Origin of the sequence: Polaribacter sp. 11A2H, from assembly GCF_011379025.1 — a bacterium.
Taxonomy (GTDB): domain Bacteria; phylum Bacteroidota; class Bacteroidia; order Flavobacteriales; family Flavobacteriaceae; genus Polaribacter.
In genome coordinates, this window is sequence record NZ_WTLD01000016.1 from 14,161 (window position 1) to 39,654 (window position 25,494).

At 30.1% G+C, this 25,494-nt stretch carries 19 protein-coding genes; 8 read left to right on the forward strand and 11 right to left on the reverse strand.

What is annotated here, in order from left to right; translation table 11 throughout:
* Positions 1 to 4: 4 nt before the first annotated feature.
* On the reverse strand, positions 5 to 367 hold the full coding sequence (locus tag GQS58_RS15510; RefSeq protein WP_166387566.1) for a hypothetical protein: 363 nt from the start codon (positions 365 to 367) through the stop codon (positions 5 to 7).
* Between the two features lie 181 nt (positions 368 to 548).
* Here GQS58_RS15510 and uvrC point away from each other — a divergent pair, with 181 nt between their 5' ends.
* Both uvrC and GQS58_RS15520 read left to right on the forward strand, forming a co-directional pair.
* The gene (gene uvrC / locus GQS58_RS15515) at positions 549 to 2,345 is read left to right on the forward strand and encodes an excinuclease ABC subunit UvrC (RefSeq protein ID WP_166387568.1); all 1,797 of its coding nucleotides are present in this window, start codon (positions 549 to 551) and stop codon (positions 2,343 to 2,345) included.
* Positions 2,342 to 4,543, forward strand: a complete 2,202-nt coding sequence (locus tag GQS58_RS15520) for a patatin-like phospholipase family protein (RefSeq protein ID WP_166387570.1) — start codon at positions 2,342 to 2,344, stop codon at positions 4,541 to 4,543. The genes uvrC and GQS58_RS15520 overlap by 4 nt, the downstream gene beginning before the upstream one ends.
* Positions 4,544 to 4,912: 369 nt before the next feature.
* Here GQS58_RS15520 and GQS58_RS15525 read toward each other — a convergent pair whose 3' ends face one another.
* Both GQS58_RS15525 and GQS58_RS15530 read right to left on the reverse strand, forming a co-directional pair.
* Complete coding sequence (locus GQS58_RS15525) at positions 4,913 to 7,168, reverse strand: inorganic phosphate transporter (RefSeq protein ID WP_166387572.1); 2,256 nt, start codon at positions 7,166 to 7,168, stop codon at positions 4,913 to 4,915.
* A 77-nt stretch (positions 7,169 to 7,245) separates the two neighbouring features.
* Positions 7,246 to 8,454 (reverse strand): porin, encoded by a 1,209-nt coding sequence (locus tag GQS58_RS15530; protein WP_166387574.1) that lies wholly within the window; start codon positions 8,452 to 8,454, stop codon positions 7,246 to 7,248.
* Positions 8,455 to 8,790: 336 nt separating this feature from the next.
* Between GQS58_RS15530 and GQS58_RS15535 the strand changes: the two genes are divergently transcribed.
* Together GQS58_RS15535 and GQS58_RS15540 are read left to right on the forward strand one after the other, a co-directional pair.
* Positions 8,791 to 11,544 (forward strand): TonB-dependent receptor, encoded by a 2,754-nt coding sequence (locus tag GQS58_RS15535; RefSeq protein ID WP_166387576.1) that lies wholly within the window; start codon positions 8,791 to 8,793, stop codon positions 11,542 to 11,544.
* A gap of 214 nt (positions 11,545 to 11,758) precedes the next feature.
* The gene (locus GQS58_RS15540; protein ID WP_166387578.1) at positions 11,759 to 13,747 is read left to right on the forward strand and encodes a hypothetical protein; all 1,989 of its coding nucleotides are present in this window, start codon (positions 11,759 to 11,761) and stop codon (positions 13,745 to 13,747) included.
* A 264-nt stretch (positions 13,748 to 14,011) separates the two neighbouring features.
* On the opposite strand, the gene GQS58_RS15545 is transcribed toward GQS58_RS15540, so the two are convergent.
* From GQS58_RS15545 to GQS58_RS15575, 7 genes are all read right to left on the reverse strand, one after another.
* A complete protein-coding gene (locus GQS58_RS15545) occupies positions 14,012 to 14,515 on the reverse strand; it encodes a DUF3575 domain-containing protein (RefSeq protein ID WP_166387579.1) in 504 nt (167 codons plus the stop codon).
* Positions 14,516 to 14,577: 62 nt separating this feature from the next.
* Positions 14,578 to 15,141, reverse strand: coding sequence for a DUF3575 domain-containing protein (locus tag GQS58_RS15550; RefSeq protein WP_166387581.1), 564 nt, complete (start codon positions 15,139 to 15,141; stop codon positions 14,578 to 14,580).
* A gap of 52 nt (positions 15,142 to 15,193) precedes the next feature.
* Positions 15,194 to 18,571, reverse strand: a complete 3,378-nt coding sequence (locus tag GQS58_RS15555; protein ID WP_166387583.1) for a hypothetical protein — start codon at positions 18,569 to 18,571, stop codon at positions 15,194 to 15,196.
* A gap of 56 nt (positions 18,572 to 18,627) precedes the next feature.
* Positions 18,628 to 19,101, reverse strand: coding sequence for a methylated-DNA--[protein]-cysteine S-methyltransferase (locus GQS58_RS15560; RefSeq protein ID WP_166387633.1), 474 nt, complete (start codon positions 19,099 to 19,101; stop codon positions 18,628 to 18,630).
* A gap of 24 nt (positions 19,102 to 19,125) precedes the next feature.
* Entirely contained in the window at positions 19,126 to 19,413 is a 288-nt protein-coding gene (locus GQS58_RS15565) for a helix-turn-helix domain-containing protein (RefSeq protein WP_166387585.1), read from the reverse strand.
* Positions 19,410 to 19,751 carry a type II toxin-antitoxin system RelE/ParE family toxin gene (locus GQS58_RS15570; RefSeq protein WP_166387587.1) on the reverse strand — a complete coding sequence of 114 codons (342 nt, stop codon included), beginning with the start codon at positions 19,749 to 19,751 and terminating at the stop codon, positions 19,410 to 19,412. The genes GQS58_RS15565 and GQS58_RS15570 overlap by 4 nt, the downstream gene beginning before the upstream one ends.
* Before the next feature lie 68 nt (positions 19,752 to 19,819).
* Positions 19,820 to 20,584 carry a TatD family hydrolase gene (locus GQS58_RS15575; protein ID WP_166387589.1) on the reverse strand — a complete coding sequence of 255 codons (765 nt, stop codon included), beginning with the start codon at positions 20,582 to 20,584 and terminating at the stop codon, positions 19,820 to 19,822.
* A gap of 100 nt (positions 20,585 to 20,684) precedes the next feature.
* On the opposite strand from GQS58_RS15575, the gene GQS58_RS15580 reads away from it, so the two are divergent.
* From GQS58_RS15580 to GQS58_RS15595, 4 genes are all read left to right on the forward strand, one after another.
* Positions 20,685 to 22,043, forward strand: coding sequence for a DEAD/DEAH box helicase (locus GQS58_RS15580; protein WP_166387591.1), 1,359 nt, complete (start codon positions 20,685 to 20,687; stop codon positions 22,041 to 22,043).
* Entirely contained in the window at positions 22,043 to 22,408 is a 366-nt protein-coding gene (locus GQS58_RS15585; protein WP_166387593.1) for a Na(+)-translocating NADH-quinone reductase subunit F, read from the forward strand. Before GQS58_RS15580 ends, GQS58_RS15585 begins: the two co-directional genes overlap by 1 nt.
* Before the next feature lie 157 nt (positions 22,409 to 22,565).
* Positions 22,566 to 23,009 carry a hypothetical protein gene (locus GQS58_RS15590; protein ID WP_166387595.1) on the forward strand — a complete coding sequence of 148 codons (444 nt, stop codon included), beginning with the start codon at positions 22,566 to 22,568 and terminating at the stop codon, positions 23,007 to 23,009.
* Positions 23,009 to 23,395, forward strand: a complete 387-nt coding sequence (locus tag GQS58_RS15595) for a hypothetical protein (protein WP_166387597.1) — start codon at positions 23,009 to 23,011, stop codon at positions 23,393 to 23,395. The genes GQS58_RS15590 and GQS58_RS15595 overlap by 1 nt, the downstream gene beginning before the upstream one ends.
* 188 nt (positions 23,396 to 23,583) lie before the next feature.
* Here GQS58_RS15595 and GQS58_RS15600 read toward each other — a convergent pair whose 3' ends face one another.
* A complete protein-coding gene (locus GQS58_RS15600; protein ID WP_166387599.1) occupies positions 23,584 to 25,461 on the reverse strand; it encodes a mucoidy inhibitor MuiA family protein in 1,878 nt (625 codons plus the stop codon).
* Between the last annotated feature and the right edge of the window lie 33 nt (positions 25,462 to 25,494).

Consider the following 25,494-nt stretch of genomic DNA (forward strand, 5'->3'; position numbering starts at 1 on the left):
CAGCTTAATTTAAAGGACTTTCAGAGTCGCATTTATCCGGACAAGGAGTCGTCAAATCATAAATAAAATCACTTTCTGAATCTAGATTTTCGCCATCTTTAGAAGAAATCATGTCTTTACCATTGGCATCTACACCCACAATAATTAATTTTTCTTCAAAAACAGTTTCTCCTTCAATTTTATGTTTATGTACACCTAAATAGGCTCTTACTGTTGTGGCTCCTTCTGCAATAACATCTTTTAAATCTTCTAAAGGAATGTTAAAAGCCCTGCAATCTCGGTGTGCATTATAGGTGCCTTCCATTTTTCGCCATCTTTTGGTCCATTTTTTAGCTGTTTTTAATGAAATGGTATTTTTTTTTGCCATGTTTAGTTTGTATTGGTAGTTAATAAATAATTTTGGTTAGGTTTTAAAAGTATAGAAAATAACTAAGATGCCCTATTAATACGTAATTTTAAATATTAAAAATAGTTTTCCTCTTTTTTTTAAACTTCTTTTTTCACTTGTTTTTATATTCCGGATGTTTAAAAATGTGTAATTTCGTTCTATGCCTACACCTTTAGAACTACAAATTAAAACTTTACCAAATGAACCCGGAGTTTATCAGTATTTTGATAAAGAAGATGTTATTATTTATGTTGGTAAAGCTAAAAATTTAAAGAAAAGAGTGGCTTCTTATTTTAATAAGAATCATGAGAACGGTAAGACAAGAGTCTTAGTAAAAAAGATTGTTCGTATAAAGCATATTGTTGTTAATACAGAAACAGATGCTCTATTATTAGAGAATAATTTAATAAAAAAATACAAACCGCGTTACAATGTTTTACTAAAGGATGATAAATCGTATCCTTGGCTTTGTATTAAAAAAGAACGTTTCCCTAGAGTTTTTATGACCCGTAGAGTTATAAAAGATGGTTCGGAATATTTTGGGCCTTATACCTCTATAAAAACAGTTCGGGTTTTGTTAGATCTAATAAAAGAATTGTATCCACTAAGAACTTGTAACTACGATTTAAGTCATCAGAATGTAAATGAAGGAAAGTATAAAGTTTGTTTAGAATATCATTTAAAAAATTGTAAAGGTGCTTGCGAAGGCTTAGAAACCGAGAGTCATTACAATAATTCTATTGTAGAAATTAGAAACATTATTAAAGGTAACTTTAAAGAAAGTTTAGAGAAATTTAACGAAATGATGTTGGGTTTTGCTCAAAGAATGGAATTTGAAGAGGCACAGAAAATTAAGGAGAAATTGTATCTATTAGGCAATTATCAATCTAAAAGTACTATTATAAATCCTTCTATAAATAATGTAGATGTTTTTTCTATTATTTCTGATGAAACACATGGATATGCCAATTTCTTAAAAATTTCTAATGGGTCTATTATTCAATCTCATACTACAGAAATTAAGAAAAAGTTAGATGAAACAGACAAAGAATTATTAGAATTGTTTATTGTTGAAATTAGACAACGTTTCGATTCTCAATCACCAGAAATCTATGTTCCTTTTAAAGTAGATTTAGGAGAGATTGTAAAAGTTACGGTTCCTAAATTAGGTGATAAAAAGCGTATTGTAGAATTATCTGAAAGAAATGCAAAATACTACAGACAAGAGCAATTTAAGCAAGTACAAATTGTAGATCCAGATAGGCATGTAAAAAGAATTATGGCGCAAATGAAAAAGGATTTACGTTTGCATGTGGAGCCACGTCATATAGAATGTTTTGATAACTCAAATATTCAAGGAACAAACCCAGTAGCTGCCTGTGTAGTTTTTAAAGACGGAAAACCGAGTAAAAAAGATTACAGACATTATAATATTAAAACAGTTGATGGGCCAGACGATTTTGCATCTATGGAAGAGGTTGTTTATAGAAGGTATAAGCGTTTACTAGAAGAAGAAGAGCCGTTGCCGCAACTAATTATTGTAGATGGTGGAAAAGGACAATTATCATCTGCCTTAAAAAGTTTAGATATTTTAGGGTTACGAGGTAAAATTGCCATTATAGGAATTGCTAAAAGATTAGAAGAAATATATTATCCAGGAGATCCAATTCCCTTATATTTAGATAAAAAGTCTGAAACGTTAAAAATTACCCAGTACCTAAGAAATGAGGCACACAGATTCGGAATTACGTTTCACAGAAATAAACGAAGTAAAAGTGCTATAAAATCTGAGTTAGAGCAAATACCAGATGTTGGTACGCAAACTATTACTACCTTGTTACGTAAATTTAAGTCGGCAAAACGTGTTAAAGAAGCTTCTTTAGAAGAATTAAAAGAGGTTATTGGAAATGCAAGAGCTGTAAAAGTATATCAATATTTTCAACCGAATAAAAAATGAAAAACATTTTATTAGCATTTCTATTGTTGCTTTCTATAACTATAAATAGTCAAGAAAAGCAGCCAAAAGTAGGTTTGGTTTTAAGTGGAGGTGGTGCAAAAGGCTTTGCTCATATTGGGGTTTTAAAAGAAATTGACAAAGCAGGTTTACAAATAGATTATGTAGGTGGTACCAGCATGGGCGCAATTATTGGAGGTTTATATTCAATAGGATATTCTGGTGATCAGATAGAGCAAATCATTTTAGAAACCGATTTTGTTTCACTTTTACAAGATAAGTTGCCTAGAAATTCTGCACCATTTTTCGAAAAAGAATTTGGAGAAAAAACTGTGATTACTTTGCCTGTAAACAAAGGAGCAATAGGCTTTCCGGTAGCTGTTTCTAAAGGACAGAATGTATTAAATTTTTTAACAGAATTATTGTCATCAGTAGAGGGTATTAGTGATTTTAAAAAATTTCCGATCCCTTTTTTCTGTATTGCTACAGATGTAGAAAATGGAAGTCCTGTTTTATTAGAAAAAGGTTCTTTGCCTTTGGCTTTAAGAGCTAGTGGTTCTTTTCCCACGTTGTTAAATCCGGTTTTTATAAATGATAAATTGTTAGTAGATGGTGGTATAGCAAATAATTTTCCTATTAGTGTAATGAAATCTAAGGGAGTAGATGTTATAATAGGAGTAGATGTTGAAGGGAATTTATATGAAAAAGAAAATCTAAATTCTGTTGTTGCTATAATGAACCAGATTGTTAGTTATCAGATGTATCGTACAACAGACAAAGAAAAAGAGATGCTTGATGTTTATATTCATCCATCTGTTACTGATTACAATGTGGTTAGTTTTGATGATAAAGAAAGTATTTTAGAAAAAGGAATTGAAGAAGGAAAAAAATTTAGCAGTGTTTTTATAGAATTAGCAAATAAGCAAGTACATAAAAAAGAACGTAAGAAGGTAGATTTTGATCATGATAAATTTTCTATTACAGAGATTAATCTGTTAGGATCTAATATATATACAAGAGCTTTTGTTTTAGGTAAAATAAAGATAAAAAGAGGAGATAGTCTAACAAGAAAAGAAATTACCAAAAGGATACACCTCTTATCTTCTACAAAAAATTACGAACGAATAACGTATAACTTAATTAAAAAAGAAGATAATACTTATAATCTAAAACTGAATTTAAACGAAACAAGTGGGAGTGCTAATTTAAAATTGGGAGTCCATTATGATTATTTATATAAGTCTGGTTTTTTAGCAAACTATAATAAAAAACATTTATTATTAAATAATGATATGTTTTCTTTTGACATGATTTTAGGAGATAATTTAAGGTATAACTTAGATTATTTTGTAGATAATGGTTTTTATATTAGCTATGGGTTTAGGTCTAGATACAATCATTTTAGAACAAATTCTAAATTTAGTTCCATTGTATCTCAGTATCCTACAATTAGTACTATTAATTTAAAATATACAGATATTACCAACCAATTTTTTCTTCAAACTACCTTTAATAGAAGGTTTGCTTTAGGTTTGGGTGTAGAGTATAAATATGTAAAGGCAACCAGTGAAACAATTGCATCTGTAAATAGTGGAGCTACAGTTTTTGATAATAGCAACTATTTTAATTCTTTTGGTTATTTAAAATTAGACTCTTATGATAAAAAATATTTTCCTACCAAAGGATATTTTGCAGATTTAAACTTTAAATGGTACATGGTTTCATCAGATCGAAATAATGATTTTTCGCAATTTGCCCAATCTAAAGGAACTTTAGGTTTTGCTACTACTTTTTTAGATAAACTTACTCTTCAAGTAACAAGTGAAGCTGGTTTTACACTAAACGATGTAGATTCTGAGGTTTTTGACTTTTATTTAGGAGGTTACAACCAAAACTATATCAATACTTTTGTGCCTTTTTATGGCTATGATTTTGGAGAGCTTTCTAACAATAGCTTTGTAAAGACAGAGTTTAATTTAAGATATGCTTTTGCAAGTAAACATTACGCAATTTTTATAGCTAATTATGGGCGTTTAGACGAAAATGTTTTCAAAAATATAGATCTTTTTAAAGACATAAAATCAGGTTATGCTATTGGTTATAGTTATAATTCTTTTATTGGTCCTTTAGAAATAAAATATAGTTGGTCTCCAGAAAATACTGAAAAATATTGGTTGTTTAATTTAGGGTTTTGGTTTTAGAAAGGAGTCTATAGGTATTAGTAGAATATCTCTTAAAATTCGCTTTTATCTAATGTTAATTTTAAAAGAAAACCAATACTAGATTTCTATTTTGTTACTCTACAGAGTAAGTAGAAAATACATTAGAATAGGAGGCAAAACTCCTTTGAGCTAAAACTTAAAGGGAAGTAAATTTAGTATAGTAAACAGCTTAAGGGTTGCTGTTTTTAGTGCATGGTACCAGTAATTAAAAGGATAGCCTTTACAGATTTTCTATCTGCTTTCTTTTTTACAGAACTTTTAAAGGATTACATTTAAAAATAAACAAAATATATAACAAAAAAAAACCATGAAGAGCGCTTCATGGTTTTTTTGTTGTTTATAATAATATTATAATTTTACTTGTTTTGTGCTTAAGTGAAACTCTTCATAAGTTTCTAGTAAACTCATTAAAGCCTTAATTAAATCTTTTGTTTCTAATAATACACTAAAGTATAAAGTTGTGTTTTTAGGACTCGTTTCATCTGTTCTAATTCTAGCAACTTGCTTTTCAATAGAAGATCTTACGCTTTGTAACAACTCATTCTTTTCTATTAATAGACTATTTAAATTGTCTAATTCTCTGTTTTCAAAAATATTAGCTTCTTTAGTTAATAGAGCAGATAAAGCAACGTCAATAGTTTTTAAATCTTTTATTTGACCTTTCTTTAAGTTTTTATGATTGTTATTTACATGCTTGTAGCTTGCTCTAGAAATATAACTAATAGATTGTGCTATGTCTTGTAAATATCCTAGAACCATAATATAAAATCTACTTGCTTCTACAGAAGTTTCGTCTAAAGATTTAATAAAGTAGAAAACACCGTCTTTTAAACCATCTATTTCGTCATTAAGTTTAGCAACGTGTTTGTCTGTTTTACGTAATTTATTTAAATCGTGGTTTGCCAAATCATTTACAACATTGGTATATAATTTATTTACACGATTTATTACTTCAGAAATATGATCTGCGCTTTCTTCAATTACACCATTAATAGTAATTAATTCTGCTCTTTCTATGTATACTTGTTTTTTTATTTCTTTAGATCTTCTTCTATGAATTAAGCTATTTCTTCCAATTAAGAAAGCAACAAGTGCTAATAGAATAGGAATCATAATCATATCCCAACTAATTAAGTATGCTACTAAAGCAGCTGCTAAAAAGGCTGTAATAGCCGTTAAAAACCACCCAGCAACAACATTTATTACTCCGGCAACTCTATAAACTGCGCTTTCACGTCCCCAAGCTCTATCTGCTAAAGAAGTACCCATAGCAACCATAAATGTTACATAAGTAGTAGACAAAGGTAATTTCATAGAAGTTGCAACAGATATTAAGATACCAGCAACAATTAAGTTAACAGACGCTCTTACTAAATCGAAAGCAGGTAACTCGTATGTTTTGTCTTTCGGTAATTCTATTACGGGTTTTTGAAACTTAGAATCTACATAAGTCAATATTTTTTTAGGAAAAATTTTACTAATTCCAAAATTAAGACCCATTGCAAACCTTACCACAACTCTAGATAAATTATTTGGCTGAAATTTTTCATGCCCTTCTCCTTGTCGAGATAAATCGATACCTGTTTTTATTACATTTTGTGCTTTACTAGAAGTCCATAAAGTAACCACCATAATAGCACCAGCAGCTAATAATAACCAGATGTTAGAAGGTACTTTTTTGGCTAAAATACCCATAGAGAAAGCATCTGGAGCAATACCGGAAACGTTCCAAGATTGGTAAGAGTTCCATGCAGCAATTGGTACACCTACAAAGTTTACCAAATCATTTCCAGAAAAAGCCATGGCTAAAGAAAACGTACCAACTCCAATAATCAATTTTAAAATATTTACTTTAAAAAATTGTATTAAAAGTTGAGAAATAATAGCCCAAATAACAAAACTTCCTAAAATAATACCCAAAGTATTTCCTTCAATTAAATGTGCTACATCGTCATACCAAGGTGTACCTTTCATTCCTTTAATAATGATAAAGTAGGTGATTGCAGTAATTGCAAATCCACCAAATAATGCACTAATATATGTAGCTCTTTTGTTAAAGTTGAATGTATAAATTAATCTAGATGCAAACTGTACAACAGCACCTACAGAGAATGCGACGACAACGGATAATAATATTCCGTTAATAATTTCAAAAGCTTTTTCATGGTTAATGTAGTTCCAAATATCAGAAATAGATTGAGAATCATTTGCAGATATTTTTATTAAAGAAATACAAACGGCAGCTCCTAAAAGTTCAAATACAATAGAAACTGTAGTAGAAGTAGGCATTCCGAGCGTGTTAAAGATATCTAGCAATAAAATATCTGTAATCATTACAGCCATAAAAATGAACATAATATCTTGGAACATAAACATGTTAGGGTTAAAAATACCTTTACGTGCAACTTCCATCATTCCACTAGAGGTAACGGCTCCAAAAAACACACCTAAACTTGCAATTATCATAATATTTCTTACTGATATTGCTTTTGAGCCTATGGCTGAATTTAAAAAGTTAACTGCGTCATTACTAACACCTATAACTAAATCTACTATAGCTAAAACAGCTAAAGCGACTAACATTAAAATATATGGATCTCCCATTTTGTTTATTTAATTTTTGTTGTGCAAATTTATAGACATAAAAGAACGCCTATGTTAGGTTTATGTTATCATTTTAACTAAAAATGAATATCTACTTGTAGTCTAAATTGCAATTGATTTGTACTAAAACCAATGTCTGTATAGCTAACGTCTGTTTGTACTTTTAATTTATGTTCTGATATATATTTAGAAACACCTAAAGTGTATTGATTTTTAGCTCCTTTTCCTGTAATATTTTTGCTTAAAGTAATATTTGTGTAACGCCCAGAAACTTCTACAGTTTTAGATAGCATATAACCAGTTTGTAAATTTAAACCATTACCTATTTGTACTTCATCTCCGGTTAAAGTTCCATCAGAGTTTTTTGCTAAAGGGTCTTTTGCGTCTCTGTTAGCATATTCTGCCATAAAAGAGAATCCCTTGTGTTTATACATAGCATCTAAATAAAGTGTAGAAATATTTGTATTATAAAACCCTATATCATTTAACATATAAGAACCTTGATTACTTTTTGTTTTAGAGGCGTTATTGTTAAAGTCGTAAACAAAACCTAAAGACAGTTTTGGTTTTTTCTCAAATTTTAAATCACTTCCAGTATAATCTCCTTTACTCGTAAAATTTCCAAAAGGAAGTAATTCTACTCTTGTAGTATATTGATGTCCACCAATATTACCTGTAGTAATATTTCTTCCTTCACCTTGGGCAATAGAAAAAGTTTCTTTAATTATAAAGGTATCTGAAAGGTTAAAATGGTGTTTTAATTGAATTCCGATATCTCTATCTATATTAAAATTACTATTTAATAAAGAACGATCTACCATTTGCAAGTTTGCAGAAGAAATAATTCTTTCTCTATTACCTGGTAATTTTGTTTGCCCAAACCATAATACAAAGTTTCCAGAGAAATTCCATTTCAAAACTGCATCCATTATATATCTAGGAGCATTGCTGGTGTATTCTGAGCCTCCAGACTGATCTCTATTAGACAACCCTAATTCTACTTTATATTTTAATTTAGTAGAAAAAGCAAAACCATCAAACTTTAAACGAGACCTTCTAATTAACATAGAAGATTCTGGGTTAGAAAGACCATTACGAACATCCCATTGAGAAGTGGCAAGTGTTTGAACTCTTAAACCAACCTTCATTGTATATGTACTGTCTTTACCAACAAGGTTAAAGAGGCCGTTTCCAAATTTTGGGGCATTTGTTTCTTGTGCCTGTATGCTTAAAAAAGCACACATGATAATGGAAACTACTACTTTACGTAGTGTTGAGAATTGCATGTTATTAGTTTTTGTCAATGCAAAGAACAGTTAACTATGTTAAATTAATGTTAATTCAGTATTAAGTAAACAAAAAAACTGCCTTGGTGAGAGGCAGTAGATCATAAATTGTAGTCGACAAAAACTAATTTAATTTATGGTAATCTTTATTTCTAAAGAATAGTTCAAATATCTCACCAAAAATTAAAATGAATGTTTTTTCAAAATTAAAAAAATGTTAACGATTTATACCCACTTAACATTTAGTTAATGTTTTTGTGATACAAGCATAATTTAAAGCTAACATAGAATTTACAAAAGCGGTGGACTTTTGCGGCAGTAAATTATACGAAAAAAATGAAAAAATTTTTATTTATTACTTTTTTAGCTTTTAGTCAATTATTAGTAGCCCAAAGTCAAGGTACATTAAAGGGTATATTATCTGACAAAGAAACAAATAATGAACCGTTGCCTTTTGCAAACGTTCTTATTAAAGGAACCGCAATGGGTACAACTACCGATTTTGATGGAAATTATGTATTAAACGTACCAGCAGGAACTCATATTGTTGTTTTTAGTTTTTTGGGATACAAAACAATTGAAAAATCAATTACAATTGCTGTAGGAGAAACTTTAACGATAAATCAAATACTATCTGCAGAAGAAGGAGTTTCTTTAGAAGAGGTAGTTATTATGTCTGCTGCGTCTAGAGAATCTGTTTCGGCACTTTTATTAGAACAGAAAAAAGCGACAGTAATTAAAGAAAGTATTGGAGCACAAACTTTATCTAAAATTGGAGTTTCGGATGCGGCAACAGCAACAACTAAAATTTCTGGAGTTACAAAAAGTCAAGGAACGGGAGATATTTTTATTAGAGGATTAGGAGATCGATATTTATCGACTACTATGAATGGTTTACCTGTACCTTCGGATGATGTTGAAAAGAAAAATATTAACTTAAATCTTTTTTCTACAGATGTTATTCAAAACGTAGGGATTAGTAAAACATATACAACTTCTGGTTATGCAGATCAAGCTTCTGGTAATGTAGATGTGGTAACTAAAGATTATTCTAAAAAGGGATATTCTATAGGTGTAAACGGAGGAACAAATACAAATGTATTAGAGTACGATGGGGATTTTAGAACTACAATAACAAATAATGATGTTAGCTTAGGCTTTCATAAAAAACAATATGCTTTGCAAGATTTAATATCTAGACAAGGTTGGGATACAGAAACTATATCTGCACAACCCATAAATTATAGTGGTTCTTTATCTGCAGCTCAAAAATTTGAAATTTTTGGTAAAGATTTGTCTTTTTATGTAAGTGCTACACATTCTAAGTCTTATGATTATTATTCAGGAGAGTTTCAAAGTTTTAGACAGAATCGTGAGGACAACGTGTTTTCTGATGTAGAAAGTTTTACAACAAAAACAAATACTTCTGGTTATGTTAATCTTAAATTGAAATTGAATGATGCTAACAGTTTAAAGTTTAATACTTTATTTGTAAACAAGAGTTCTAATAATTTATATGAACAAGGAAGAAATGGTTTAGGTTTTGTATATGATCAAGATCCGCAAGAAGATGGAGCTTTTGTTAGAGATCAAAACTTTAAACAAACCACAATGGTTATTAATCAGTTAATAGGAAAGCATGATTTAAACGAGAATAATACTTTAACTTGGGCTGGTGGTTATAATTTTGTTTTAGCAGAAGAGCCAAATAGAATTAGAAACGAAGTTAATATTTTAGATGTAGCAAGTTCATCAGAAATTCAATTTGCACACGTAGGAGATTATCAGCAAAGAAAATCTACTCAAAAAATTGAAGATGTAGAGTACAATGCTTATGTTAAAAATAATTGGAAATTTGGTAACCTTAATGAAGAAGGAGATAAGCCTTTTGCGCTTAATTATGGTGTAAATTATAGAAGGAAAGAAAGAGATTTTAAATCACAAGCAATTGGAGTTTTAGCAAGAAATTATAAAGCACCTTCTGTAGATGAATTATCTTCAACTTTTGTGCAATCTAATTTTGATAATGGTTTAAACCTTAGAATAGGAGAAGTAGATCTTTTCTCTGGAGAATTGAATGTTTTAGCTGCTTTTGCAGATTTTAACTTTACTTTAAATGAAAAGTTTTCGGGGAACTTAGGTTTGCGTTTCGAGAGAGACGAAATTAATGTTTCTTGGGATGTAGCAAACTACGTAGGTAGAATAGGTAATACTAGTAAAACTTACGAAAACTTGTTTCCAAGTGTTAACTTAAAATATGAAGTTGCAGAAAACCAATATATACGTTTTGCAACAAGCCTTACACAAACTTTACCAGAATTTAAAGAATTATCTCCTTTTGAGTATGTTTCACCAACTGGTCGTGTTTCTAAAGGTAATCCAGATTTAGAAAAATCGGATGTTGTAAATGTTGATTTAAAATGGGAGTTTTTTCCAAGTAGGGGAGAAGTTTTCTCTGTAACAGGATTTTATAAAAATATAAAAAACCCAATTAACTTGGCACAGTCAAGAGGTTCTTCTGGTAACTTTATTTTCTATAATACAGGAGAGAAAGCAACAGTAAAAGGATTAGAGTTAGAAGCTAGAACAAGCTTTATTAAAAATGAAGATGATGATACTGTTTTAGGTTTTAATGCAAACTTAACTAAAATGTGGTTTAGCCAAGATTTAGATGATGTTTTTCAATATAAAGGAAAAACAGAATCAAACTTACAAGGAGCTTCAGACCTTATTGCAAATGGTAGTTTAAGTTATAGTAGTAATAAAGAAAAAGAATTTGTTGCAACTTTAACAGGTAATTATTCATCAGATAAAGTTTTTGCTTTAGGTTCTCCAGAAGATTTTGTAAATAGTGCTACACTTTATAATGACGAAATTATAGAAAAAGGTTTTGTTTCTCTTGATTTAGTTTTAAGTAAAGAATTAACGGATAGATTAAGTGTTAAATTGGTTGGTAGAAACTTATTAAACCCAGAAATCAAACAAACGCAGTTCGTAAGAAATGTAAATACAGAAATAGAAACAAATGAAACAGTTTCTAATTATAAACAAGGGGTTCAATTAACTTTAGGAGTTAAATATGCTTTCTAATTAAAGAATTTTTTTAAATAATTTAAAAAGTCTAGAAGTTTACTTCTAGGCTTTTTCTTTTTTTAATACTATTTGTTATTAGCTGTTAAAACGAGGTAACAATTAGTTAACAAAGCCGTATTTATCTAACATATTATTAATATTTAGTTAAGGTTATTTAAATGGTTCGGTAGTTTCTTTGCATGAAAATAAACAATAAACAATACAAACAAAAATGAAAAGATCAATTTTTAATAACTTAAGTGTTGTAGCATTAGCATTTGCTATGACTTTTGCAAGTTGTACTAGTGACGAACCAGCATTACTTAATTCTGATGTTCAAGAAAATTTAGAAGTAGGAATTTTAAAAGGAAGATTAGATTCTGATGTTACTTTAGATGCTAGTATTACTTATAAATTAACTTCTTCTTTTATTGTTCCTGAAGGATATACTTTTACAATACCAGCTGGTACTAAAATTGAAGCGTTAGAAGGTGGTACAGATGTTTATATTGCAGTTTTACAAGGTGGAGCAATTAATATTAACGGTACACAATCTAGCCCAGTTGTAATTTCTACAGCTTCAGGAGAAGCTAACGGATGGGGTGGTTTAACTATTTGTGGTTACGCTACTACTAGTGCAGGTGTAAATGCAGAAGCTGAAGTAGGTGGTTTTATCTATGGAGGATCTAATGATGCAGATAGTTCTGGAGCTATTTCTTATTTACAAATAGCAGGTACAGGTGCTCAAATTAACTCTGAGTCTCAATATAACGGAATTTCTTTTTACTCTGTAGGTTCTGGTACTTCTGTTAGCAATATTGCTGTACTTAATGGTGCAGATGATGGTGTTGAGTTTTTTGGTGGTGCTGTTTCAGTGACTAACTTATATGTAGAAAACGTACAAGATGATGCTATCGATTGGACAGAAGAATGGTCTGGTAACATTTCAAATGCTTATATTTCTAATACAGAAGATGGTTTTTCTACTGTTTTTGAAGGAGATAAAGCAAACGGAAACCCTACTTTTGATAATATTACTGCAGTTTCTACTGTTGGTGGTACTGCTTTACAATTCAAAGCTACTTCTGGAGGTACAATTACAGGTCTTTCTTTAGTTGGTTATGATGTAGATTTAGACATGAAAGATGGTGGTGATGTTTCTAGCGTTACTTTTTCACAAGGTTATACTCCAGTTGCATTAACAGAAGATCAAGCAACAGACGGATATTTCTATGCTTTAAATACTTCTGCAATTTCAACAGTTACTGCAGCAGATTTCCCTTGGGTAGATACTGATGTTTCTTTTGAATCTAACTTATTACAAGGAGCTGTTACTGGTGATGTAACATTAGATGCTTCTATCGCTTATACATTAAGCTCTTCTTATATTGTACAAGATGGTGGTAAATTAACAATACCAGCAGGAACTAAAATTACTGCTAGAGAAGGTGGTACAGGAGTTTATATCGCAGTTTTACAAGGTGGTGAAATAGACATACAAGGTACTGCAGCAAATCCAGTAGTTATGTCTTCTGCTTCAGGTGAACCTGGAGATTGGGGAGGTCTTACTTTATGTGGTAATGCTACAACTAGTGCAGGTGCAGGTGCAGAAGCAGAAATAGGTGGTTTCATTTATGGTGGAACTGATGATGCAGATAGCTCTGGTTCTATTAAATATTTAGTAATTAAAGGTACTGGTGCTCAAATTAATTCAGAATCTCAATACAATGGAGTTTCTTTCTATGCTGTAGGATCTGGAACTACTGTAGAAAACGTTTCTGTAATCAACGGAGATGATGATGGTGTTGAGTTCTTTGGTGGTACTGTTTCTGTATCTAACTTATACTTAGAAAACAATAGTGATGATTCAATAGATTGGACAGAGTCTTGGTCTGGTTCTGTAACAAACGCTTATATTTCTCATTCTGTTGCTGGTTTTTCTACTGTTTTTGAAGGAGATAAAGCTAACGCAAACCCTACATTTACTAATATTACTGCTATCTCTACTGTTGGTGGAACAGCTTTACAGTTTAAACTTAATTCTGGTGGTACTATTAATAACTTATATTTAGAAGGTTATGATACTAACATAGATATGAAAGATAATGGTTCTTTAGCGAACGTTATAATTGAAGGTGCTGCTGCAACTACTACAAATGTTTATAATACAGGTACACAAGTAGATGTTACTTCTTGGACTTGGGTTAATGCAGGTTTATAATAAACTTTGGTAATTGTAAAATTACTTAATTATATATTTCTTAAAATCTCTTGAAGCAATGCTTCAAGAGATTTTTTTATTTCATATTGTAAGGTGTAAATAAAAGCTATTCTCTAACCATTTATAAATAGTACTTGTAAGTATATTCAAATTGATGTATACACAAGTTTAAAAGGATCTTATTCGGGAAAGTATAGTGGTGTTAAGGAACAAAAAAAAACGCACCTTAGAGTGCGTTTTTTGTTTTATAAAGTAAGAAATGTATTAGAATCTCCAACCAATATTAACACCTAATCTAGGTACTAGGGTAGGTGAGTCAGAACCAAATAAGTTTCTACCAATACCAGCGTGTATATCAATAGTTAAACCACTTTCTGTAATATATTTTGTACCAACAGCAATACCTAATGCAGCATCTGTGTATTTATCATAACCTGTTATAGTATCTGCTGAGTCAGTAATTTCATTTTTACCAGAATTAATACCTAAAAAAGCTTCACCAAAAAAATTCCATGCTTCGTTTGTAGAAAAATAATTACGATAATAAGGTGTAATCATGGTGTTCTCATGGTATCTAAAATCTGCATCTTGATCTTTTAAGTTAAATGAAGCAGAAATACCAAAAGAAGAACTTTCTGTAATGTAGTTTTCATAAGAAAATTCTAAATTTTTTACAATCAATACATCTCCAATGTCTAATTTAATTTCTTGTTGTGCGTAGCTTAAAGTGCTTACTAGGAGTCCGAAAGCTAAAAGTATTTTTTTCATGTTTTTTTATTTTTTGTATCTAATGATTTTAGAAGCAGCAAATTTAGTAAATAAGATTGGTTTTAGAATCTATAACCTAAAGAGATTCCTCCTCTACCTACTACTTCTACAGAGCTGCTATCTCCGCCTAAATTACGTCCTAGCCCAAGGTAAATTTCTGTAGTAAACCCTTTTTTAGAAATAAATTTCCCTCCAACAGAGATACCAATAGCAAATTCTGTTTTAGTATCATCGTTCCCATAACTAATGTAATTGTTAGAATAATCATCGTAATAATTAGAGTTATTGTTTTCATAAGAGTGTAACATTCCAAAACCTTCAATAAAAAAACCTCTAGCAAATTTATTAGAGAAGTATCTTCTGTAAAAAGGCGTTAAAGAAAATTTTCTGTATTTATCTATATTCTTATTATTATCAAGACCAACTAAAGCCCCTACACCAAAAGAAGATTCGTCATTAATTAAATACTCATAAGAAACATCTATCCATTCAAAAGCTAAAGCTCCCAAAATATTTAATTTTACTTCGTGTTTTTTATTGATGTCTTGTGGGTATTGTTCTTCTTTTTCTTGAGCAATAGAAATTGTTGTAATAAATAATAAAAGCAATAGTGTAATTTTTTTCATAATTGATTTTTTTTGTTGATGTTACAAACGTATTAAAAAAGTACCCAAGTTTCTAAAAAATGGCTCTCAATTGCACACTTCCAGTATGAATGGTTTTTGTGTTTTCGCTCTTTCTACCTAAATAAGATAAATTCAAATTTAAAAAAGCATTCAATTTTTGGTTGAATAAAAGATTCCAAGTGTAATTTTTTCCATCTTGTAAACCTTCTAACATTTGGTAGGCAACGGGTGAGTTGGTGTCTCCTGTAAAATCATTTAAAAACATATTTATATTGGCCGAAATTTGATTCTTTTTACTGTTGATATAGAAGTATTCAATTCCGAATTTCTGTTGCTTCAAATGTTCAAAATCTGCGAGTTGGTTTTCTTTATTTTTAAAGTGATAAAAAGCCGTTAGACGATTGCTGTCATTGTATAAAAAACTAATTTTTGGCTGAAACTCATTGGCTTTAATGGTATAGTTTCTATTGTTGAAATTGGCTGTTTTTAAATCATTTTCAGTAGTTTTACCCATTAAATCAAGTAACCAAAAAGTTGCAAATTTATGTGCAAAATCTAGCTGATGTAACTCAATGTTATTTTCTTGATTTCCTATAAAATATTGTTGCTTATTTCTGTTCTTTCCGTAGGTATACGTTGTGCTATATTTTTGAAGATTTCTGTTGAAATATAGACTATTTCTAAGACTGAAATTTAAACCAATCAGTTTACTTTCATCAAAATCAAAAGGATTAAAATTAAACGAATTTCCTATTCTTTGTTGTTCATTTTCTACACTTAAAAAACTCTGATTGTAAAAATTAGAAAGCAATTTTTTAACCCCATTTTTAGCAGTCCAAATTCTTGGGTTTAATGTTATAGACTGCGTAAATTTTGCGCGTTGAGTGGCAATAAACTGTAAATTAGGTTTTGGTAAACGTAAATATTCCGCTTGATCTTGAAATTCTGCAACTTCAAATTCATCAAAATCCTTAACGCCGTTACTGTTATAATCTATCCAAGTATAATACCCCAAACCTGGTTCTGTTTTCACATAAATATATTCTTGTCTTGCAACGTTACCCGATGAAGTTTCATAAACGGTTCCTAAATTGATGAAACTATTAAATAATTCCTGATTAAAAACAACTTTAGAATTTAACGATTTTTCATTTTCGGTAAACTTGTTTTCTGTAAGTCTGTAATTGGCAAAAACACTTAAATTGGTTTGTTTGTTCTGAATGATTTTACTGTTGATATAAAACGTTTTTCTATTATTGATTTCTGTAAAACGATTCGATTTTATACTGTCGTTATTTCTGTAGTTAAATCCGAATTTTGTAAACACATTAGTAGAGTCTCCAATTCCAAAATAGGTTTCATATTCTTTAAATTTATGACTGGTATTTATAAATTCTTGTGTAGTAAGATCTTTTCTGCTATTGGTTTCAAAGTTGATAAACGCACCCAACCATTTTTTATTAAAATCGTGTTCTGCTTTTGCTTTTGCTGTAAAAAATGAATTATCTTCTAAGGTTGAGGTGTTTTTTAAAAAACTACCATTTACATAAAAAGAAGTGTTTTTTAACTTCATTTTAGATTGCAGTTCATGTTTGTTACCAGAAAAAATGTCTTTATATGCAAGGTTGTTAAAACGGTATAGGATAAAGTCTTCTTTTTTATTCTGTAAAGTGAACTCCGATTGAAAATAACTTTTAGTAGCATTATTTGTTAGAATATTCCAATCTCTATTAAACTCTACAGACTCCCAACGTTGTGCTGTTTTAAAATTATTCTGCACAAATTCATGACTCATATTACTCTTTAACTGCCATTTTTTATCAATTAAAGTTTGCTGCCAATTAACCTTTGTTGCAATTGCTTTATTTTGGGCATCATCTACCGTAGAAAATAAATTGGCATCATTATTACTCAGTGCTACTTCTGTATTAATAATTGTTTTTTCTGAAGGATTGTATGCAGATTGTACAATAAATAATTGCGATTTCGTAGGTGGAGTTAAACGAATAATAGGATTGTAATTCCCTTGGTTTGTGCCTACAAACAAAAAGATATTACCAATTGCTGTGGTTTCATCTAAAACATAATCTCCTAAATTGCTACCAACATTAGAAAAAGTTACCGTGTATAATTCATCTGTTGCGTTGTTGGAATATTCAAAAATTTCTTCACTTCCATTAAGTACTTTTTTATACAAGATTTTATTTTCATTAAAAGCATCTTCGTAGGCACTTTCTGCAATCATTAAATCGGTATTGTTACCAGCACTTTCTAAGATTCGTTTTTGTTCGTCTGTTAAATTTTGTTGTATTGGTTGGTTTTTGGCATCATTTTCAGAATAAAAATAACCAGCGATACTAAATTTATCGCCTTCGTAAGAAGCTTCATCATAGGTTATAAAACGAGTATAGTTTCTTTCTGAATATTGAAAATCAATTTTAATTCTCATATCATTAGTAATTGGGTATGTGGTATTGAATTCTATTTCCCCAAGATTATAATCTATAGTATATTCATTTTCATCTCCGCGTTTAATTTGAATTCCATTGATAAACACCTTCTCGCTACCTTCAATAATTAAAATGGCACTTTCATTATTAGTACCTAAAATTTTATAGGGACCTTGATTTCCTTCTACACTCGTAATATTATAAGAACTAAATTGTCCTCTTACCACAGCTCCAGAAGCAGCAACTTTAAAGTTGTCGTTTAGTTGCGCTTCTATCAATAAGCCAGAAACTTGTTTGGTAAATGGCAAGAAATAACTTTTGGTGTTTTGTAGTGAAATATCACCAGCTTTTACACGCCAATTATCCGTAAACATTTCAATAAAAATACGATCGAAATCGGTGATATTTTGTGAATATCCGTTTTCTTGAATCGGAATATTGGTGTCAAAAATATTGGCTCTTAACGTAACGTCTTTAGAGAGTTTACCCGATATTTCTAAATCTAAAGCTGAGTTTGTAACTGCATTTTGATTGTTACCCGATGTAATTCCTCTCGTTATAAATCCTTTAGTTTGTAAACCATCAAATAATTTGATGTCCGATGCTTTTTTGTTGGTAGTTAAACTGTATAATTTACCGGTATTTGTACCATTTGGAAGTATAAACTTTTCATCAAAAGGAGTATAAATTTTAGTAATAAAATCGGGAAGTCTAAAATATTCAACTGTAATTTCTGTGTGTTTTGCTGAATTGATAATTAAAACGGCATTGCTAAAATCGATGGTATATTCAGAAAAAGGAATTTCTTTTGAAAAAGCATTTAAAACTTTAAAGTTCTGCGGATTTAAAGCCACAGAATCTAATTGAATGGTGTCTTTTTCAATCAAATATTTTTGCACTCTAAAATCTTTAGATACAGTTTGAGATTGGATTGTAAACCCAATAAAAAGTAAAAAGAAAAAGAGAACTCTTTGAATCATAAAAAACTATATGTTCTAAACGTAAAAATATGTTTTTTAATGTTTGAAAATAAAAATTAAAATAATGATTGTTGCTTTACAGGATTTTCGTGTGCTAATAACCATTTTTTACGCCAAATTCCGCCAGCATAACCTGTTAAGGAACCATCAGATCCTATAACTCTATGACAGGGAATGATAATCCAAATTGGATTTTTACCATTTGCAGAAGCCACTGCTCTTATGGCTTTTACATCTCCTAAAGCTTTGCTTTGTTCTAAATAGGTTCTGGTTTTATTATAAGGAATATTTAATAATTCGTCCCACACTTTTTTTTGGAAATCGGTTCCTTGAGGATTCAATTTTAAATTGAAATCAATTCTTTCACCAGAAAAGTATTGATCTAATTGCGTAACACATTCTTGTAAACATTCAGGGATTTCTTTTGATGTTGATAAGTCTTCATCTACAACAGAAACAGATTGAATTCCGTTTTCATCACCGACAATTTTTGCGGTTCCTAAAGGTGTTTTGTAGTATGTGGTTTTTATTGTCAATTAGATTGTGTATGCTTGTTATATTTGAAGACGCAGGTTTAATTTTGCTCCTAACGCATTAAAAATTTTCATAACTGTTTCAAAAGTTACATTTCCAGTACTGTTTTCTAATCTAGATATTTGTGCTTTTTTTACACCAACGAGGTCACCTAGTTGTTCTTGAGTTAATTTTCTTTTTTTTCTGGCAGTTTTAATCATATCACCAATTAACTCAAGTTTTAATTCAAATTCATATTCTTCTCTTTCTTTAGTTCCTTTTTTTCCAATTAAAAGGTCTTCTGCTTCATCTAAAGTATAGCTTTTCATTTCTTTTTATTTTTTAGATAATTTAATCTTATTTTATCAGCTTTTTCGAGCTCTTTTTTATCTACTTTACTAGTTTTCTTTACAATACCATGAGTCGCAAAGACCAAGGTTTCGTTTTTGTTTTCTTTGTCCCAAAAAGCTAAAAGTCTAATTTGTTTTCCAGAGTATAAAGTTCTAAACTCCCAAATTTCACTATTTAATTTCTTGAAAAATTTTGGATCTGAATGTTGTTCAGCTCTCCTTATATTTTGAAAAATTTTATTTCTAGTTTTAAGATCTTGTTTTTGAATAAATTCAAACGCTTCTTCCAATAATCTAGTCTCAAAGCGTTTTATCATTTTCTATAAACTTTATTCAAAGATAATAAAAAGTTTCGTTAAATGTAAACTTTTTGTTTTTTCTCTGCTTAAATACCAAAAACATCTTTAGAATTCTGAGTAGTAATTGCTGCAATTTCATCAAAAGAAAGTCCATAAATATCTACCAATTTATCAACAATGTTGGTTAAATAAGCGCTTTCATTTCTTTTTCCTCTGTATGGAGTTGGTGCTAAATAAGGCGCATCGGTTTCTAAAACAATGTGTTTTATGTCAATTTCATTCAGAAATTTATCAATTTTACCATTTTTAAACGTAGCAACACCACCAATTCCTAATTTCATATTGTAAGAAATAGCCTGTTTTGCTTGTTCTAAAGTTCCTGTAAAACAGTGAAAAATCCCTCTTAAATCATCTCCTTTTTCAGATTCTAAGACTTCAAAAACTTCATCAAAAGCATTTCTACAGTGAATATTAATTGGCATCTTTTTTTCTTTTGCCCATTGAATTTGTGTTCTAAAAGCATCTTGCTGTTGTGTTAAAAAAGTTGTATCCCAATACAAATCCATTCCGATTTCGCCAATAGCATAAAATTTCTTTTCATCAATCCATTTTTTAACATGCGCCAGTTCTTCTAAATAGTTTTCTTTAACAGAAGTAGGATGCAAACCCATCATTAAAAAAACATCATCTGGATAGTCTTTTTCTAATTGAAACATTTTATCTGTATACGTAGAATCTATCGCAGGGATGAAAAAACGAGTAACACCAGCCTCTTTAGCGCGTTGCATCATTTCTGATTGGTCTTCTTTAAACTGACTAGAATATAAATGGGTGTGTGTATCTGTAATCATGTTGTGTGAAATTTCAGCTGCAAAACTACAAATTATTCTTAGTGAAAAGGGCTATTGTTTAGCGTTTTATAAAACGTACCTTTGCAGAAAAATATTAAGAATGACTTTTCAAGATTTAGGAATCTCTAATCAATTACAATATGCTATTGATGACTTGGGGTATGTGAACCCAACGCCAATACAAGAACAAGCATTTTCTGTTGTAAGATCGGGGAAAGATGTAGTAGGAATTGCGCAAACAGGTACCGGTAAAACTTTTGCCTACATGATGCCTATTTTGCAAGATTTACCATATTCTACACAAAAACATCCAAGAGTATTGATTCTAGTGCCAACTCGTGAGTTGGTTTTACAGGTGGTTGAACAGATAGCGCAATTATCTAAATATATTAATACACGTGTTTTAGGTGTATATGGTGGAGCAAACATCAATACCCAAAAACAGTCAATTTTACAAGGGCAAGATATTATTGTGGCAACTCCTGGTCGTTTATACGATTTGGCGTTAAGCAATGCTTTAAAATTAAAATCTATTCAGAAATTGGTAATTGATGAAGTAGATGTAATGTTAGATTTAGGGTTTCGTTTTCAGTTGATGAATATTTTTGATGTGATTCCTGCAAGAAGACAAAACGTATTATTTTCTGCGACTATGACGGAAGATGTAGATGCATTAATTTACGATTTCTTTAAAAATCCAGAAAAAATATCTGTTGCAGTAAGTGGAACGCCACTAGATAATATTGAGCAAGTTTCTTATAATATACCTAACTTTTTTACCAAAGTTAATTTGTTACATGAGCTTTTATCAGATAAAGAAACCTACAATAAAGTATTAATTTTTGTTGGTTTTAAGAGAACCGCAGATTTATTATTTAAACATTTACAAGAAGTGTTTAATGATGAAATGTGTGTGATTCACTCTAATAAAACTCAGAATTACAGAATACGTTCTATTAGACAATTTGATGAAGGCAAGAATAGAATCTTATTAGCGACCGATGTAATGGCACGTGGTTTAGATTTTGATAATGTTTCTCATGTTATCAATTTTGATACACCAGAGTTTCCAGAAAACTATATGCATAGAATTGGTAGAACTGGTCGTGCTGAAAGAGCAGGGAAAACGATTCTTTTTTCTACTCCAAAAGAGCAAGAAACAAAAGAAAGTATTGAGAAGTTAATGGATTATGAGATTCCGGTTTTAGAAATCCCAGAAGACGTTAAGATTTCTGATTTATTAACGGAAGATGAGCGTCCAAGAGAAGATCAAGGTATTTCTAAAAATAGAACTTCTTTAGAATATGTACCTGGAGCTGCATTTCATGAAAAGAGTGAAAAAAATAGCCAAGTAAATTTAGGAGGTTCTTACAGACGAGAAATTGCTGCAAAATATAAGAAACCAAAAACAAGAGGAGATAAAAACTACAACAAACATAACAAGAAAAAGAAAAAATAATGCAAATTTTAACAGCACAAGAATTGCATAATTTGGCAATGAACATTGTTGGTAAGAAGCTTACAAAAATGGGGTATGAATTTCAGGCTATAAACAGTCAGTTAAAAAGACATCCCCAATTTGTGTTATTTAAAAAAGGAGAACCTACTATTTTTGTCTTGGTAAAGGCGAGTAATAATATTCAAAACCCGAATGAATACGATACCATTTGGATGGAGACTTTTAAAAATCACGCCAAAAAACAGAATGCCAAAGTTTGGTTTGCTGGCGTAGGAATTGCCAACGCAGAAAGTGTTGAAAGTCCTGTTTTTAAAGATCAGCCTTACTACGAGGCTTTTGATGATTTTATTAAGATTTTGGAGTAGGTTTGTTTGACGGTTGTAAGCTGCATTTTTTTCTGTTATTAGAAAAATTAATCGTAATTAGTAAATTGGCGAAATATAACGATTACGCTAGATACGTTAAATTAACTTTTGGATCTTAATTTTTAGTATCTTTGTGTATCAAAAACATCATATTATTATGAATTTAACCGTACAAGAATGTGTTGATAATGTAGTTCGTGCTAACGAGAACATTAAGATACCTACTAGTTCAGAAGAGATTAACACTTTCTTAGACAAGGTTAGTTTCTTGAGTGATTCTGTTGTGGAAATAAATAAGAGTATCCAAAATCTTACGGAATCATTAGAAAAGTTAACTTGGGTAGGTGAAATAAATGAAAACGATCTTTTGTTTATTAATATCGTTATTAAACTTAGTAGTGGTAGTTTAAAAACTCTAAAAATGAACTACTATATGTTGAAAGAAACTTTTGGAGATAAGATTCCAAATGTAATTCAAGAAAACTTAGGTGTTGTCGAAGATTTAGAAGAAACTATAAATGATGTTTCATATTCATTTTTTAAGCATAAAGATACTGATGAAATGAAAAATCTTTACAAGGAACTTAATGACTTGGTTTAATGGATGTTTTTTGTACTCAAGATTTTAAAGTAGAATTACAATCTTTATTAAAAGATAAAAAATATAAAAGTTACGAAAAACTTATAATTAAATTTTTTCTTGGGAATAACCCGTTGTCTGCAACAATAATTAATGGTGTTAATCCTCCAATTCCATTATTGAAAAAAAGGATAGGTGGTAAAAAAGCTCTTAGAGTTTATTATTATTTATTCGAAATAAAAGGTAAAATATATTTAAGCCACGTTCACCCAAAAATAGGAGCGCAGGGTAAGTCTAATATCTCTAATACTCATCAACAAGAACTTATGGCTACACTTGTAAGGTCGATAAAATCTAAAGATGTTTTTAAGATTGAATGCGTTAATGATAAGATAGTTTTTACGTAAACAATCTATATTTAGTATTATAGATCCAAAATTAGATTTGTTGCATTAAATTATTGAGTTAATGGATAACTTTTTAAATCAGAACTAATTTATTCATATCTAGTTGTTTTTAAATCCAGCTAAATATACTTATCAAAATCTTCGGTATTTATTTTTTTGGATTTGTACAACAGTTAAATTGTATAATTCTACTCTAATATTATCGTTTTATTTTTTGGGTATTTAACCAGGTATCTTAAAATAAAATTTTTACTTTCGTTTGGTGCAATTGTAAATTCCCATTTTATTTCACCAGATTCAGGAGTTTTTTTCGCCCCTGAGATTTCTGAAACTTCAATTTTTATTTCGTCGTTTGTCGAAACCGGAACTTGGTCATATATCACCATATTGATTTGTTGTGATTTATTGTTTTTTACATCAATATTCCATCCTCTAGATTCTTCTTTTTTACTACCCATAAAATTCTTCGAGATAAACTCTTTAACTTTCTCTCTTTTTACACTTACATTTTTATCCCTACCAAGAGATATTTGCAAAGTATCGGTAGCATATCTAACATCTAACAATGTTTTACCAATATAAGTACCTTCAAAAAAGATGTTTGCTTCACCCTCTAATAAATTATATTGCTCCCAATTAGATATGTTCGCTATTAAGAAAGCATCCTTGTCAATTTTAGGCACAGCGTAATATTGATAGAATGCAGATAAATTATACGTATCAATATCAACCGAATAACTTTTATTATCAGATTTTATGGTGTAAGGAGTTTTTATTTCAAAGTTTACGGTGGTCTGGTTTTCTGTTTGAACAGTTGGTACAGGCAAACTACTTGCTCCTCGAATATTAAGCCCAGAAACTGTGCCTTGAAGAGCTTTCGTTATAGATTTACTTTTACGAGCAGTTCCGTATCCTATTACAACGACTTCATCTAATGTTGCTGAATCTTCTTCTAACATTATATTTAATACTTCACTTTGAATAGGTTTGGTCTGACTGATAAATCCTAAATAAGAAAACACCAAAGAACTCTCATTATTAGGAATTGTTATTGAGTATTTACCATCAAAATCTGTTGATGTTCCTATTGTGGTTCCTTTTATTAACACCGTAGCACCTGGTAACGGATCGTTATTTTGATCTAATACAACTCCTGATACTTCATTAGTAGCTCTATTGTAAACAGGAGGGCGTGTGTTGTAATTTAGAAAGTAGGTTTTAAGTTCTGGCGCAACTCCAGATACATTAGGATTTGCAGACGATAGGTTTAATTTTACATTATCCCAACTGACCTTTGTATCTTGTTTAATATTTGCCTTGTAAATAAGCTGAACAGGCTCGTTTACGTTCTTTGCTCTTATGTCATAAGTTGGAAACCAACCCGCATTTTCTACAACATACGATAATTCAAAATTTACAGTAGCATTATTTTTAGCCTCTACTTTTACCAAAATCTCACCGTTAGGAAATTCCTTTTTTCCTGATATTGTATTTATTTGATTTGATAAATCTCTACTTTCTATAGTTAGATTTTTTAATGTATTGTTTCTTTCAATCTCTTTAATTTTAAGTTCCTTTAGTTTAGCGCCAAAAAATATGGATGCGTTTTTTAGATTAGTAACACTTACCTCTTGATTTTTACCTCCAATATTTCTGTTTTCTTTAAGAAAAGCTAATTCTTCTGTCAAGATTTGCAAATAGGTACGTTCTAATACTATTTTATCATCAACTTCTTTAAGTTTTTTTTCTAAGTCAATTAGCTCTTGTTGTTTGTCTAATTTTTCTATAAAGTTTTGTTGATGATTTACAGCAAAAACAGTAATATTCCCTTCCGCTTTTACTTGAATACTTTTGGCATCTATAAAAGGAGATAAATTAGAGAATTTTAATATTGTTTTACCTTGTTTTACTTCAATCGTCTTTTTTCTTGTTATTTGAGCTCCTTCTAGAAATACAGTGACCTGATTAACATTGGTAGATACTTTTTTTTCAACTATTTCTTGAGAATGCGTATTGCTAAAAAATAAGCAAAGAGCAATTAGTAAGGGAAATTTTATTATAGTCATTTTATTGTTTGGTTCAGTAGTTATGTACAATTC

What these genes read in the sequence shown, in the direction of transcription:
- GQS58_RS15590 (WP_166387595.1), top strand. Translation starts at nt 22,566, where the DNA reads ATGAATTTAACCGTACAAGAATGTGTTGATAATGTAGTTCGTGCTAAC.
- GQS58_RS15535 (WP_166387576.1), top strand. Translation starts at nt 8,791, where the DNA reads ATGAAAAAATTTTTATTTATTACTTTTTTAGCTTTTAGTCAATTATTA.
- GQS58_RS15545 (WP_166387579.1), bottom strand. Translation starts at nt 14,515, where the DNA reads ATGAAAAAAATACTTTTAGCTTTCGGACTCCTAGTAAGCACTTTAAGC.
- GQS58_RS15540 (WP_166387578.1), top strand. Translation starts at nt 11,759, where the DNA reads ATGAAAAGATCAATTTTTAATAACTTAAGTGTTGTAGCATTAGCATTT.
- GQS58_RS15575 (WP_166387589.1), bottom strand. Translation starts at nt 20,584, where the DNA reads ATGATTACAGATACACACACCCATTTATATTCTAGTCAGTTTAAAGAA.
- GQS58_RS15550 (WP_166387581.1), bottom strand. Translation starts at nt 15,141, where the DNA reads ATGAAAAAAATTACACTATTGCTTTTATTATTTATTACAACAATTTCT.
- GQS58_RS15520 (WP_166387570.1), top strand. Translation starts at nt 2,342, where the DNA reads ATGAAAAACATTTTATTAGCATTTCTATTGTTGCTTTCTATAACTATA.
- GQS58_RS15570 (WP_166387587.1), bottom strand. Translation starts at nt 19,751, where the DNA reads ATGATAAAACGCTTTGAGACTAGATTATTGGAAGAAGCGTTTGAATTT.
- GQS58_RS15555 (WP_166387583.1), bottom strand. Translation starts at nt 18,571, where the DNA reads ATGATTCAAAGAGTTCTCTTTTTCTTTTTACTTTTTATTGGGTTTACA.
- GQS58_RS15525 (WP_166387572.1), bottom strand. Translation starts at nt 7,168, where the DNA reads ATGGGAGATCCATATATTTTAATGTTAGTCGCTTTAGCTGTTTTAGCT.
- GQS58_RS15580 (WP_166387591.1), top strand. Translation starts at nt 20,685, where the DNA reads ATGACTTTTCAAGATTTAGGAATCTCTAATCAATTACAATATGCTATT.
- uvrC (WP_166387568.1), top strand. Translation starts at nt 549, where the DNA reads ATGCCTACACCTTTAGAACTACAAATTAAAACTTTACCAAATGAACCC.
- GQS58_RS15565 (WP_166387585.1), bottom strand. Translation starts at nt 19,413, where the DNA reads ATGAAAAGCTATACTTTAGATGAAGCAGAAGACCTTTTAATTGGAAAA.
- GQS58_RS15585 (WP_166387593.1), top strand. Translation starts at nt 22,043, where the DNA reads ATGCAAATTTTAACAGCACAAGAATTGCATAATTTGGCAATGAACATT.
- GQS58_RS15595 (WP_166387597.1), top strand. Translation starts at nt 23,009, where the DNA reads ATGGATGTTTTTTGTACTCAAGATTTTAAAGTAGAATTACAATCTTTA.
- GQS58_RS15600 (WP_166387599.1), bottom strand. Translation starts at nt 25,461, where the DNA reads ATGACTATAATAAAATTTCCCTTACTAATTGCTCTTTGCTTATTTTTT.
- GQS58_RS15530 (WP_166387574.1), bottom strand. Translation starts at nt 8,454, where the DNA reads ATGCAATTCTCAACACTACGTAAAGTAGTAGTTTCCATTATCATGTGT.
- GQS58_RS15510 (WP_166387566.1), bottom strand. Translation starts at nt 367, where the DNA reads ATGGCAAAAAAAAATACCATTTCATTAAAAACAGCTAAAAAATGGACC.